Source organism: Aureimonas sp. AU40 (genome assembly GCF_001463785.1).
GTDB lineage: Bacteria > Pseudomonadota > Alphaproteobacteria > Rhizobiales > Rhizobiaceae > Aureimonas.
The window spans coordinates 1-12,517 of sequence record NZ_BBWL01000055.1; the positions used below are offsets into that span (position 1 = coordinate 1).

The following is a 12,517-nucleotide window of genomic DNA, read 5'->3' on the forward strand; positions in this document are numbered from 1 at the left end:
GGCGGGAAGCTTACGCAACGGCCCGCAGTCGGCAGGCGCCTTTCCCGGCCCCGCCTGCTACGGCAACGGCAACCGCCAGCCGACCAACACCGATGCCAACGTCACGCTCGGGCGCCTCGGCACCAGCCTTGCCGGCGGCAAGGTGCAGCTCGACGCCTCGCTCGCCCGCCAAGCCGTGGAAGAGGGCGTCGGCAAGCCCTTCGGCCTCTCGGCCGAGGCGGCGTCCGACGCGATTCTGCGCGTGGCCAACGCCAACATGTCGGACGCCGTGCGCCTGATCTCGATCAGCCGCGGCTACGACCCCCGCGACTTCGCCCTCGTCGCCTTCGGCGGGGCCGGCGCGCTGCATGGCGTCGATGTCGCGCGCGAACTCGCCATTCCCGCCGTGATCGTGCCGCCCAATCCCGGCGTCACCTCGGCGCTCGGCTGTCTCCTCGTCGACATGCAGCACGACTTCTCCGAGAACTGCATGGTGGAGGGCACGGAGGCCGAGCCCGCCGATATCGAGGCTCGCTTCGCCCGCATCGAGCGCGAGGCGCTGGACCGGCTGACGCACGAGGGCGTGGCGACAAGCGATATCGTGCTCCAGCGCTCAATCGACATGATGTATCGCGGCCAGTGGCGCTCGCTCGCCGTCTCGGTGCCGAGCCCGATCACCTCGATCGAGGCGCTGGTCGCCGATTTCCACCGCGAGCACCAGCGCGAATACAATTTCCGCCGCGACGACGCGCCGGTCTCCTTCTTCCGCGTCAACGTCAAGGCGATCGGCGTGGTGCCCAAGGCCGAACTCGCCGTCCACGAGCCGACGGGTGTGACCCCCGATCCCGTTTCGCGCCGCACGGTCTGGTTCGACAACGCGCCCCACGACACGCCGGTCTACAGCCGCGACGACCTGCCCTGCGGCTTCTCCTTCCGGGGGCCGGCGATCGTCGGCCAGGTCGACTCCACCGTGGTCGTGCCGCCCGGCTCGCTCGCCGAGGTCGACAAATATCTGAACATCATCATCCGCGTGAAGGGCTGAACGAGATGGCCAGCGAACAGACGCTCGACCCCGTGACCTTCGAGGTCCTCAAGAATTCCTTCATCACCAGCGTCGACCAGATGGGCGAGCAGGTGCTGCGGACCTGCTATTCCTTCGTGATCTACAACCACGACTTCTCCTCCGCGCTGCACGACGCCGACGGCGAATGCGCAGCGCAGGGCAACCAGGACATCGCCGTCCACGTCGGCACCCTGCATTTCACATGCAAGGACGTGATGCGCGCCTTCGAGGGCGACATGCACGACGGCGACGTCTTCGCCATCAACGACCCCTATGCCGGTGGCACGCATTTCTCCGACGTGCGCCTGATCCGGCCGATCTTCTCGAACGGCGAGATCATCGCCTTCGCCCAGTCCAACGGCCACTGGTCGGATATGGGCGGCTCGGTGCCCGGCTCCTTCGACGTGACGGCGCGCGACATGTTCCGCGAGGGCCTGCGCATCACGCCGGTGCGGCTCTACGACAAGGGCGTGTTCCGGCGCGATGTGGCCAACATGATCGCCTCCAACACGCGCGATCCCGCCTCGATCCTCGGCGACATCCAGGCGCAGGCCGAGGGGACGGCCGTCTGCGCCCGCGAGATTTTGCGCCTCGTCGAGAAATACGGTCGCGACACGGTGAAGACCGGCCTTGCCGAAGTGCAGGACTATGTCGAGCGCGCCGTGCGCCAGCGCATCGCGGCGCTTCCCGACGGCACTTGGGAAACGGTGGACTATATCGACCGCGACCCGGCGGGCGGCGAGGGCATGATCCCGATCCGCATCAAGATGACGATCCGGGGCGACAAGGCCTATTACGACTTCACCGGCAGCCACCCCACCATCGCCTCGATCTACAACTCGGCCTTCGGCGCGACCTTCTCGGCGGTCGCGGCGGGCATGAAGACCTTCTTTCCCGACCTGCCGCTGAATTCCGGCTTCTACCGCGCCTTCGAGCTGACCGTGCCGGAAGGCTCGATCGTGGACGCCAAGTGGCCCGTCGCGGTGACGGGCTTCCTGATGCCCTTCGAGAAGATCATGAACTCGATCTACGAGATGTGGTCGGAGCTCATGCCCGAGCGCGCGCTCGCCTGCACCTTCAACCTCGAATACCTCCTCACCGGCGGGCGCGACGCCCGCTCCTCCGACAAGCCGATCTTCATGTTCTACGACTGGCTGCCCGGCGGCTGGGGCGGGCGCAACGGCAAGGACGGCGCCAACGCCACGACCTCGTGCTTCGGCACCGGCATGATGGCCCAGCCCATCGAGGGCCAGGAGCGCACGACGCCGATCCTGATGACCGAGTGCGAGATGCAGCGCGATTCCGGCGGCCCTGGCGAGTGGCGCGGGGGCGTCGGCGTCCTCAAGGGCTCGCGCATGCTCCAGTCGGAGGAGACCGTGATTTCCTATATCTGCGACCGCGAGCGGGCGATCGTCTGGGGCATCGAAGGGGGCCTGCCCTCGAGCCCGCACGGGCTGACGCTGAAGCGCGTCGGCACGGACGAGACGGTGCGCCTCGGCACGATCTTCTCCGACGTCGCGCTGAAGGAGGGCGACCATTTCTGGCGCCCGACGGGCGGCGGCGGCGGCTTCGGCGATCCGTTGAAGCGCGGCCCGGCCCATGTTCTCGAGGATGTCGCCGACGACTACGTCTCGGTGGAGCGCGCCGCCAAGGACTATGGCGTCGTGATCAGGACGATCGACGCCGAGCTCTGCGAGTACGAGGTCGACGAGGCGGCGACGCGGGCGCTGCGCGCCGAGATCGCGAGCGAGCGCACCGGCTGGGCCCGCACCGATCCCGAAGCGGTGGCCGAGCGGTTCCGGGCCGGCGAGATCGACATGCTCGACGTGATCCGCCGCCATGCCGTGATCCTCCATTGGGGCACGGGCGAGCTTCTGCCCGAATCCACCCGCCAGTTCCGCGAGAGCTTCGAGCGCCGCTCGGTCGCCAAATGGGCGGCCGCCTGACGAGACCTGCCCAAACGCGCGGGGCCGGTACGCCCCGCTCCCCCTTCCCTCCCAAGCCCAAGGATCGATGCCATGACGTCTATCAATGCTCTGACGCGCGCCCTCGGCTTCGCGACCTGCCTGTCCCTTGCAGCGGCTCTTCCCGCCTCGGCTGAGGAGAGCTGGTTCCCGATGAAGATCTTCGATTCCTCCTCCGGCACGCCGACCCCGGCCGAATACACGCCGGTGGGCAAGGCCGAGAAGCCCTACAATCTCTGTGTCCTGTTTCCGCACATGAAGGACAGTTTCTGGGTCGCGGTCGCCTATGGCGTCGTGAAACAGGCCGAAGCCGCCAACGTCAACATGACGCTCTACGAGGCCGGCGGCTACGAGAACCTGCCGCGCCAGCTCTCCCAGTTCGACGACTGCCTGGCGAGCGGGGCGGACGCCATCATCGTCGGCGCCATCTCGGGCGCCGGCCTCGCGCAGAAGTTCGACGAGGCCAAGGCCAAGGGCGTGCCGGTGGTCGGCGTCGTCAACCCGGTGCCGATCGAGAAGCTGCCGGCCGCCAACTTCGTCGACTTCGCGGCCATGGGGGGCGTGACCGCCAAGGGCCTGCTCGCCAGCCTCGGGTCCGGCGAGACCGCCAACGTCGTCACCTTTCCCGGCCCCGCCGGCTCGGGCTGGGCGGAAAGCTTCAACGAGGGTTTCAAGAAGGAGGTTTCCGGCAACGCGAACGTCAAGATCCTCGACGAGAAGTTCGGCGATAGCGGCGTCGCGGTCCAGCTTCAGCTGATCCAGGACGCGCTCCAGACCTATCCCGACATGAACGTCATCTGGGGCACGGCACCGACGGCCGAGGCGGCGGTCGGCGCGGTGGCCGAGGCCGGCCGCAGCGACATGAAGATCATCTCCTCCTACGAGAACCAGGCGATGCTCGACGCGCTCAACCGCGGCGACATCCTCGCCTTCGCCACCCAGTATCCCGTGGGCGAAGGGGCGATCGGCATCGACCAGGCGATCCGCCTCATCGAGAAGAAGCCGGTGGTCAAGCTCGTTCAGCCCGAAGCGGCCGTGATCGACAAGACGACCGTGCCGAACGTCAAGATGGATCTCGTCCTGGCGCCCGCCGACTGGACCCCAGTCTACTCGGTCAAGGCCAAGTAGTCTGCGCGGCATGGAGAGCGGCATGGAGCATCCCCACGGGCAGGCCGGAGAAACGGAGCCGCTGCTCCGCCTCGCCGGCATCACCAAGCGCTTCACGGGCGTCCTCGCCCTCGACGGCGTCGATCTCGACGTGCGCGCGGGCGAACTCCATGTCCTTTTCGGCGAGAACGGGGCCGGCAAATCAACGCTGATCAACGTCATCTCCGGCACCTTTGCGCCCGACGCCGGCTCCTTCCGTTTCGGGGCCGAGGAGATCGGCCGCCTGTCGCCGCACCGGGCGCGCCAGATCGGCATCAGCCCGGTGTTTCAGGAATTCTCGCTGGTGCCGAGCCTGACGGTCGAGGAGAACCTCTTTCTCGGCCGCGAGGCCTCGGTCGGCGGCGTCCTCCGGGCGGGCGCCATGCGCCGGCGCGCGCGCGAACTGATCGCCGAGCTCGGCTTCGATCTCGATCCGGGCGCCCGGGTCGACGACCTGTCGCGCGCCCACCAGCAGATGACCGAGATCGCGAAAGCCCTCCTCGGCAAGGTCCGCCTCCTGATCCTCGACGAGCCCACCGCCTCGCTCACCGAGCGCGAGACGGGGCGGCTTTTCGAGCTGATCGCGCGCCTGAAGCGCGAAGGCGTCGGCATCATCTACGTCTCGCACCGCATGCGCGAGATCCGCGCGCTCGCCGACCGCGTCACGGTGCTGCGCGACGGGCGTCACATCCGCACCCTCGACGCCGCCACGGCGACCGATGGCGAGCTGGTCGAGCTGATGACGGGCCGGCGCATCGACGTCCTGTTTCCGCAGATCACCCACACCCCCGGCCCCGTCGCGCTCGACGTCGAGAACCTGTCGACCGAGGACGGGACGGTCGCGGGCGTGAACTTCCATGCCCGCGCCGGTGAGATCACCGGCATCGCCGGTCTCGTCGGCTGCGGCAAGTCCGAGCTGGTGCGCGCGGTCTACGGGCTGGAGCCGATCGCGGGCGGGCGCATCCGCCTCCACGGCACGCCCTACGAGGCCCCCTCGCCGCGCGAGACCCTGCGCCGGGGCGCCGCCTACTTCCCGGCCAACCGCGTCACGGAGGGCCTCGCCCTGTCTCGGCCGATCCGCGAGAACGCGTCCATGACGGCGCTGGACCTGCCCCGCTTCGCGCGCGCCGGCATCCTCAAGGCCAAGGCCGAGCGCGCCCTCGTCGCCCCGATCATGGAGCGGCTGAAACTGCGCCCGCCCAACATCGAGCGCGCGGTCGGCAACCTGTCGGGCGGCAACCGGCAGAAGGTCATGCTCGGCCGCGCGCTGACGCGCGACCTTACGGTCTTCCTGTTCGACGAGCCGAGCGTCGGCATCGACGTCGGCGCCAAGCTCGAGGTCTACGACTTCATGAAGCGTCTGGTGGAAGGGGGCGCCGCCGTGGTGGTGGTCTCCTCCGAGCTGCCGGAGGTGCTGGCCCTGTCCAATCGCCTCTACGTCATGCACCACGGGCGGATCGCCGCCGAGCTGACGGGCACGGAGAAGACCGAGACCAACGTCCTCGCGAGCTTCTTCCGCGACGAGCGCGCGGGAGCGGCCGCATGAGCGCGCTCGCCGCCCACCGCCCGCGCGGCCTGTCGCTGCGCGTCGGCATGCTGCCGATCGCGCTCCTGCTGCTCGTCGTCGTCATGTCGCTGGTCTCGCCGCAATTCTATGGGCCGGCCAACGTCCTCAACATCCTGCGCAACGCGTCCTTCCTGACGATCGTGGCGCTCGGCCAAGCCATCGTCATCATGGCCGGCGGCTTCGACCTGTCGGTCGGCGCCGTTGTGGCGCTGGCAAGCGTCGTCACCGCCAAGGTCATGGGCTGGGCGGGGGGCGTCTTTCCCGGCAACGATGCGCTGATCGTCGCGGTCGGCGTGGCGGCGGGCCTCGGCTCGGGCCTCGCGGTCGGCCTCGTCAACGGGTTCTGCGTCTCGCGCCTCAAAGTGTCGGGCTTCGTTGTCACGCTCGGCACCATGTCGGCGGCCGCAGGCGTCGGATTGATGATCACCAGCGGCATCCCGGTCTACGGCATGCCCGACAGTTTCGTGAAGGGCTTCGGCCGGGGCCAGGCCTTCGGCCTGCCCTACGCCGTCACCATCGCGCTCGCCCTGGTCCTCGTCATGGTCTTCGTGCAGAGGAGCACGCTCTTCGGGCGCTATGTCCACGCCATCGGCGGCAATGCCGATGCGGCCGTCGTGTCGGGCGTCTCGATCGGGCGCCATGTCGTCGGCACCTATGTCCTGTCGGGCGTCTTCGCGGCGGGTGCGGGCATTCTCTACACCGCCCTCGTCGGCTCCGGACAGGCGAGCTTCGGCGGCGACCGGATGATGCTCCAGTCGATCGCGGCGGCCGTGATCGGCGGCGTGTCGCTGCGGGGCGGCGTCGGCCGGGTCGAGATCGTCGCCCTGTCCGCCCTGTTCCTGACGACGCTCGGCAACGCGCTCAACCTCCTCCATGTCGATGCCCGCCTCCAGCCGGTGTTCCTGGGCGCCATCATGGTCGCGGCGGTGGCGATCGAGGAACTGGGAAGACGGAGAAAGCCGCGTGTCTGACGCCACGAACTCGCCCGCCCTCGCCGCGCTTCCCGCATCGGACGCCCCGACCGTCCGCCAGCGGCTCTGGCGATGGGCCCTGCCGATCGCCCTCGTTCTCCTGCTCCTCGGCTTCTCGGCGGTGGACGCGCGGGTGCTCAGCCCCGCCAACCTTCTCAACGTCGCCCAGCAGACGAGCTATCTCGCGCTCTTCGCCATGGCGCAGACGGTGGTGATCCTGACGCGCGGCTTCGACCTGTCGCTGGGACCCACGGTCTCGGTGGTCTCGGTCGCCTCGGCCATGGCGCTGGCGGCGGCCGGGGGTGCCGGCCTGTCGCCGGTCGCCGTTCTCTTCCTCGGCCTTCTCGCGGGGCTCGCGATCGGTCTGGCCGTCGGTGCCTTCAACGGCGTCGTCGTGGCGCTTCTGGGCGTCAGCCCCTTCGTGGCGACGCTGGGCTCCTACAACATCGCCATCGGCGTCGCGACCACGATCTCGGGCGGCCGGCCGGTCCAGGGCGTGCCGGATCTGTTCTCCGACCTCCTTTATCGCGGCGGCGTGTTCGGCGTGCCGGCCGCGATCGCGATCGCCGTCCTCGCCGCCGTCCTTCTGCATCTCGTCCTGACGCGCACCGTGTTCGGCCGCTCGCTCTATCTCGTCGGCACCAATCCGCGCGCGGCCGGCGTCGCCGGCCTGCCGGTGAGGCGCGTTCTCGCCCTCGCCTATCTCCTGTGCTCGGGGCTTGCCGCGCTGGGCGCCCTGATGATGACGGCGCGCACGGGCTCCGGCGAGCCCAATCTCGGCGGCTCGCTCTCGCTCCAGGCGATCGCGGCGGCCGTGGTCGGCGGCACCAGCCTTGCCGGCGGGCGCGGCGGCGTCGGCACGGCGGTGCTCGGCGCGCTCTTCGTCACCATCCTGTCGAACGGCATGAACCTCGCGCGCATCGACGGCTACGTGCAGATGGTGGTGCTTGGGGCGATCGTGATCCTCGGCGTGGTGCTGGATCGGGCGCGCCTGTCGGGGCGCTGACCCGGCCCTTCGCGGACGGGCCGTCGATCCGGCAGGCGTTTTCGGTTTTTCCGATAAGCCATTCAAGGAAGTCGTATTTCACAAAGGCGGTGCGACCGGGGCAAAGTCGGAACCGCATCGACATCGAAGCAGGCGGGAAGGGCTGAGCCATGTTGGACAAGCCGCAGCGGCATGTCGTCTTCGCCGAAAGTCTGGACGTCGCGATCGAGGCGCTGGCGGGAGGGGCGAGCGTCCTGGCCGGCGGAACCTGGATGATGCGGGCCGAGCGACGCGGCGAACCCTTGCCCGCCTCGGTGGTGCTTCTCGATCGGATTCCCGCTTTGTCCGAGGTGGTGGTGACAGACACGGGCGTCACCCTCGGCGCCGGCCTGACCCATGTCGCCGTGGCGAACGCCCTGAAGGGTCTCGCCGGCTTGCAGGGCATCGTGACGGCCGCCTCGAGCGCGGCCAACCCCGCCATCCGCCACGCCGCGACGCTGGGCGGCAATCTCGCGGCTTCCGATTTTCCGGCCGCCGACCTCGCGCCGGCGCTGCTGGTCCAGGGCGCCGAGGTGGAACTCGCCAGCCGAAGCGGCAGCGACCGCATGCCTCTCGGCGCCTTTCTCGCGGAACGGCGCGCGCGCCTTCGAAGCGCCATTCTCGTTCGCGTCCACCTGCCGCGCGAGGCGGTCGCCAGCGCCCATGCGCGCCTGCCGCTGCGAAAGGCAGGCGACTATCCGGTGGCGATCGTCTCGCTGGCGCGTCTGCCGAGCGGCGCCCTTCGCGTCGCGGTCGGATCGGTGGAACCCGTCGCCCGCCGCTGGACGGCGCTGGAAGCGGCGATCGGCACGCGGCCGATATCCCCCGACGAGGCCGCCCGCCTGGCCTTGGCGCATATGGATTTCGAGGGGCGCGACGGGGTGGAGGCCGACGGCTGGTATCGCGTCGCGGTCCTGCCCGCGCTGGTGAAGCGTGCGATGGAAGATCTGGAGGCGAGGGCATGAGCGTGCGTTTCGAGCTGAACGGCGAGCCTTGCGGCTTTGCCGGCGACCCCTTGACCCCGCTGGTCGATATCCTGCGCCGCGAGCGCTTCCTGACGGGCACCAAGGCCGTGTGCCGGGAGGGCTTCTGCGGCGCCTGCACCGTCCATGTGGACGGCGAAGCCCGCATGTCCTGCCTCCTGCCGATCGCCAGCGTGGCGGGGAGACGCGTCCTCACGATCGAAGGACTCGCCCCGCCGGGCGCGCCCCATCCCCTTCAGCTCGCCTTCGAGGCCGCCGACGTCGTCCAGTGCGGCATGTGCTTCCCCGGCATGGTCATGAGCCTGTCGGCCGCCTTCCGCGACCGGCCGCCGGAGAGCCGCGCCGAGGTCAAGACGGCGATGACCGGGAACATCTGCCGCTGCACCGGCTACGAGCGCATCGTCGACGCGGTGCTCGCCGGCCTCGCAGCGGAGCGCGCCTCAGCCAGGGAGTCGGGCGATGTCTGACCCTGCCGCCGTCATGAACCTGCCGCGACGCGACGCGGGCGACAAGCTGCGCGGGCGCACGAAATACACGATCGACCGCGTGCGGCCGGACACGCTCCACGCAGCCCTGCTGCGTGCCGAAGTGCCGGCGGGCCGGATCGTCCGGCTCGACGTGTCGGCCGCTCTGGCGATGCCCGGGGTGCGCGCCGTCGCCACGGGGCGCGACGCGCCGGGCCTCTATGGCATCGGCATCGCCGATCATCCGCTTCTGGCCGTCGATGCGATCCGCTACCACGGCGAGCCGATCGCCGCCGTTGCCGCCGAAACGCCGGAGGCGGCCCGCGCGGCGGTGAGGGCGATCGTCCTCGAGATCGAGCCGCTTGTCCCGGTCCTGACCATGGCCGAGGCCCTGGCCCCCGGCGCGCCGCTCGTCCACGAGCACTGGCGCGCCTACGACGTGCTGACGGAAGGCGCGGCACGCTCGGGCAACGTCGCCTGGGAGGCTCGCACCAGCCGGGGCGATGTCGAGGCGGCCTTCGCGCGGGACGACGTGAGGGTGGTCGAAAGCCGCTTCGTGGTGGGGCGGCAGAGCCACGTTCCCTTCGAGCCGCGCGTGGCGATCGGCGCCTGGGAGGACGGGCGCGCCCATATCCAGACCTCGACGCAGGTGCCCTGGACGGTGCGCGGCGTCACCGGCCGGGCGCTGGGCCTCGCGCCCGGTCAGGTGCGTGTCACCGTTCCCCCCGTCGGCGGCGGCTTCGGGCTGAAGTTCGACGCGACCATCGAGCCGATCACGGCGCTTCTGGCGAGGATGAGCGGGCGCAGCGTCGTCCTTGAGAATTCGCGGCAGGAGGAGATGGCGACGTGCCTGTGCCGCGAAAACGCCGAGATCGTGATCCGCTCGGCGGTGACGGCGGACGGCGAGATCGTCGGTCGCGAGGCCGTGGTGCTGATGGACTGCGGCGCCTATGGCGGCGAACAGGTGTTCCTGACCACGATGACGGCGCACACGCTCGGCGGCAACTACCGCGTCGGCGCCATGCGTCTCGTCAGCCGCGCGGTCTACACCAACACCCCGCCCAACGGCGCCTTCCGCGCCTGCAACGGCGTCTACAACACGTTCGCCCTGGAGCGGCACACCGACGAGATCTGCGACGCGCTCGGGCTGGACCCGCTCGCCTTCCGCAAGCGCAACGTGGCGGGCGACGGCGATCTCGGCGCCACCGGCCAGCGCTTCGAAAGCGACGTCCTCGCCCCCATGATCGACCGGATGGAGGCGCTGCGCACCAGGACGGGCACGATGGAGGCCGGGGCAGACGGCCGTCTCTACGGCATGGCGACGGTCGTCGGCACCTGGTTCGTCTTCACCGGCCCCTCGGCCGCCACGGTGCATCTGAATGCCGATGGCGGCGCGGTGCTCGTCACCTCCGGCGTCGAGATCGGATCGGGCACCATGGTCCAGGCCCTGCCGCAGATCGTGGCGGGCGAACTCGGCCTCGATCCCGCGAGCGTGGTGGTGCGCGAAGCCGACACGGACGCGGCCGGCCTCGATGTCGGCGTCGGCGGCGGGCGCACCACGGTCTCGATCGGCGCCGCCAGCGTCTCGGCTTGCGTCGAGGTGCGCGAGAAGCTCCTGAAGAGCGCGGCCGAGATGCTTCAGACGCGGCCGGAGGATCTCGTCCTCACCAAGGGCCGCGTCGAGATCGGCGGGCGGCCGGGCTCCGGCACCACGATCGCGGCCGTCGTTCAGCACGCGCACTGGACCACCGGCCCGATCAGCGGCTCGGGCGCGTTCACGGCGGCGGGAACGCCGGCCATGTCCGGCTGCGCCATGGGCCATTTCATCGACGCGCTCGATATTCCCGTCTTCGTGGTGCACGAGGCCGAGGTCGCGGTGGACCCCGATACCGGCCATGTCGAGGTGCTGGCCTATCGCGTGGTGCAGGATGTCGGCCGCGCGCTCAACCCGCGCGCCATTCTCGGCCAGATCCAGGGCGGCGTCGTGCAGGGGCTCGGCTACGCGCTGCACGAGGAGGTGACGATCACCAAGGACGGTCGCATCGCGCAGGACGGTTTCGAGACCTATCGCGTGCCGCTGGCGGGCGACGCCGTGCCGGTCGCCGTCGATCTCTTCGAGGGCGCGCCCTCGATCGGGCCGCTCGGCACGAAAGGCGCGGGCGAGGTGCCGATCCTCGGCGTTGGAGCGGCGATCGCCTGCGCGGTCGCGCGCGCGATCGGCAAGCCCGTCCACCGGCTGCCGCTGACGCCGCCGCGCGTGCTTCGCCTTCTCCACGATCGTGAGCCGACGCCGGAGCTGAACCACATCGCCGCCGACTTCTCGGACAACATCCTGGCTTGAGAAGCCATCACGGAAAGAGCCTGCCCGACATGGTCACCCTGAACTGCGACATGGGCGAAAGCTACGGCAACTGGCGCTTCGGCGACGACGAGGGGATCATGCCCCGGATCGACTGCGCCAACATCGCCTGCGGCTTTCACGCGTCCGACCCGATGACCATGCTGCGGACGGTTCGCCTCGCGCTCTCGCTCGGCAAGCGCGTCGGCGCCCATCCGTCGTTGCCCGACCGCGAGGGCTTCGGCCGGCGCGAGATGAAGCTCCAGCCCGAGGAGCTCACCGCCGCCTTCCTGTACCAGATCGGAGCGCTCACCGGCATTCTGGCCGCCGAAGGCGGGACGCTGTCGCATGTGAAGCCGCACGGGATCATCTACGGCATGGCCGCGCGCGACATCGAGACCGCACGCGCCATCGCACGCGCCGTCCAGCCCTTCGGCGTGCCGCTCTTCGGCCTGGCGGGAACCGCGCACGAGACGGCGGCGGCGGAAGTCGGCGTCGCCTTCGAGGGCGAGTTCTTTCCCGACCTCGCCTATGGGCCGGATGGCGGGCTTCTGATTCCTCGGGTTCAGAGCGAGATCGATCTCGCTCTCGTCGAGAAGCGGATGCGCCGGGCCCTTGCGGAGGGGCAGCTCGAAACCTCGGACGGAACCCTGCGGCCGGTCCGTTTCGAGACCGTCTGCATGCATTCCGATCCGCCCAACGCCCGCGCCGTGGCCGCCGTCCTGCGGGAGGTGATCGATGCGCATGCATGAGAAATCGAGAGAACGGGTTCGGCCCCAATGGTCCGATCGGCTGCCGTTCCCGTCCGCGCCCTTCCAGACGACGCCGTTCCGCAAGGCGTCAACCTCCATTCCTTGCCTCGAAACCCGGTGACAATCATGGACACGCTTTCCAACTCGCTGGCCGCAGCCGACATCGCCCACACGCTGCACCCGAACACCAACCTGCGCGCGCACGAGACCAACGGCCCGCTGGTCATGGCGCGGGGCGAGGGCATTCGCGTCTACGACGACCGGGG

10 protein-coding genes are annotated in these 12,517 nt (G+C 69.8%); all 10 read left to right on the plus strand.

Going from position 1 to position 12,517, the window contains the following annotated elements; genetic code table 11:
* Window positions 1-1,021, plus strand: a 1,021-nt coding sequence (locus AUL32_RS22305) for a hydantoinase/oxoprolinase family protein (RefSeq protein WP_192847507.1), incomplete at its 5' end; no start/stop codon positions are given.
* A 5-nt stretch (window positions 1,022-1,026) separates the two neighbouring features.
* A complete protein-coding gene (locus AUL32_RS22310) occupies window positions 1,027-2,988 on the plus strand; it encodes a hydantoinase B/oxoprolinase family protein (protein WP_062120151.1) in 1,962 nt (653 codons plus the stop codon).
* Window positions 2,989-3,060: 72 nt separating this feature from the next.
* Window positions 3,061-4,134 (plus strand): TMAO reductase system periplasmic protein TorT, encoded by a 1,074-nt coding sequence (torT, locus tag AUL32_RS22315; protein ID WP_062120155.1) that lies wholly within the window; start codon window positions 3,061-3,063, stop codon window positions 4,132-4,134.
* A 22-nt stretch (window positions 4,135-4,156) separates the two neighbouring features.
* On the plus strand, window positions 4,157-5,698 hold the full coding sequence (locus AUL32_RS22320; protein WP_062120158.1) for a sugar ABC transporter ATP-binding protein: 1,542 nt from the start codon (window positions 4,157-4,159) through the stop codon (window positions 5,696-5,698).
* The gene (locus AUL32_RS22325; protein ID WP_062120161.1) at window positions 5,695-6,690 is read left to right on the plus strand and encodes an ABC transporter permease; all 996 of its coding nucleotides are present in this window, start codon (window positions 5,695-5,697) and stop codon (window positions 6,688-6,690) included. Before AUL32_RS22320 ends, AUL32_RS22325 begins: the two co-directional genes overlap by 4 nt.
* Window positions 6,683-7,696 carry an ABC transporter permease gene (locus AUL32_RS22330; protein WP_062120164.1) on the plus strand — a complete coding sequence of 338 codons (1,014 nt, stop codon included), beginning with the start codon at window positions 6,683-6,685 and terminating at the stop codon, window positions 7,694-7,696. Before AUL32_RS22325 ends, AUL32_RS22330 begins: the two co-directional genes overlap by 8 nt.
* Before the next feature lie 149 nt (window positions 7,697-7,845).
* Complete coding sequence (locus AUL32_RS22335; protein ID WP_062120167.1) at window positions 7,846-8,679, plus strand: FAD binding domain-containing protein; 834 nt, start codon at window positions 7,846-7,848, stop codon at window positions 8,677-8,679.
* Entirely contained in the window at window positions 8,676-9,164 is a 489-nt protein-coding gene (locus tag AUL32_RS22340; RefSeq protein ID WP_062120170.1) for a (2Fe-2S)-binding protein, read from the plus strand. Before AUL32_RS22335 ends, AUL32_RS22340 begins: the two co-directional genes overlap by 4 nt.
* Window positions 9,157-11,502, plus strand: a complete 2,346-nt coding sequence (locus AUL32_RS22345; RefSeq protein ID WP_062120173.1) for a xanthine dehydrogenase family protein molybdopterin-binding subunit — start codon at window positions 9,157-9,159, stop codon at window positions 11,500-11,502. The genes AUL32_RS22340 and AUL32_RS22345 overlap by 8 nt, the downstream gene beginning before the upstream one ends.
* Window positions 11,503-11,531: 29 nt before the next feature.
* Window positions 11,532-12,251: a 5-oxoprolinase subunit PxpA gene (gene pxpA / locus AUL32_RS22350; RefSeq protein ID WP_062120176.1), complete on the plus strand. Its 720-nt coding sequence runs from the start codon at window positions 11,532-11,534 to the stop codon at window positions 12,249-12,251.
* Window positions 12,252-12,517 lie beyond the last annotated feature (266 nt).

Bases quoted from the DNA above. Each gene is read 5' to 3' on its own strand.
- AUL32_RS22310 (WP_062120151.1), top strand. From the start codon at position 1,027: ATGGCCAGCGAACAGACGCTCGACCCCGTGACCTTCGAGGTCCTCAAG.
- torT (WP_062120155.1), top strand. From the start codon at position 3,061: ATGACGTCTATCAATGCTCTGACGCGCGCCCTCGGCTTCGCGACCTGC.
- AUL32_RS22320 (WP_062120158.1), top strand. From the start codon at position 4,157: ATGGAGCATCCCCACGGGCAGGCCGGAGAAACGGAGCCGCTGCTCCGC.
- AUL32_RS22325 (WP_062120161.1), top strand. From the start codon at position 5,695: ATGAGCGCGCTCGCCGCCCACCGCCCGCGCGGCCTGTCGCTGCGCGTC.
- AUL32_RS22335 (WP_062120167.1), top strand. From the start codon at position 7,846: ATGTTGGACAAGCCGCAGCGGCATGTCGTCTTCGCCGAAAGTCTGGAC.
- AUL32_RS22340 (WP_062120170.1), top strand. From the start codon at position 8,676: ATGAGCGTGCGTTTCGAGCTGAACGGCGAGCCTTGCGGCTTTGCCGGC.
- AUL32_RS22345 (WP_062120173.1), top strand. From the start codon at position 9,157: ATGTCTGACCCTGCCGCCGTCATGAACCTGCCGCGACGCGACGCGGGC.
- pxpA (WP_062120176.1), top strand. From the start codon at position 11,532: ATGGTCACCCTGAACTGCGACATGGGCGAAAGCTACGGCAACTGGCGC.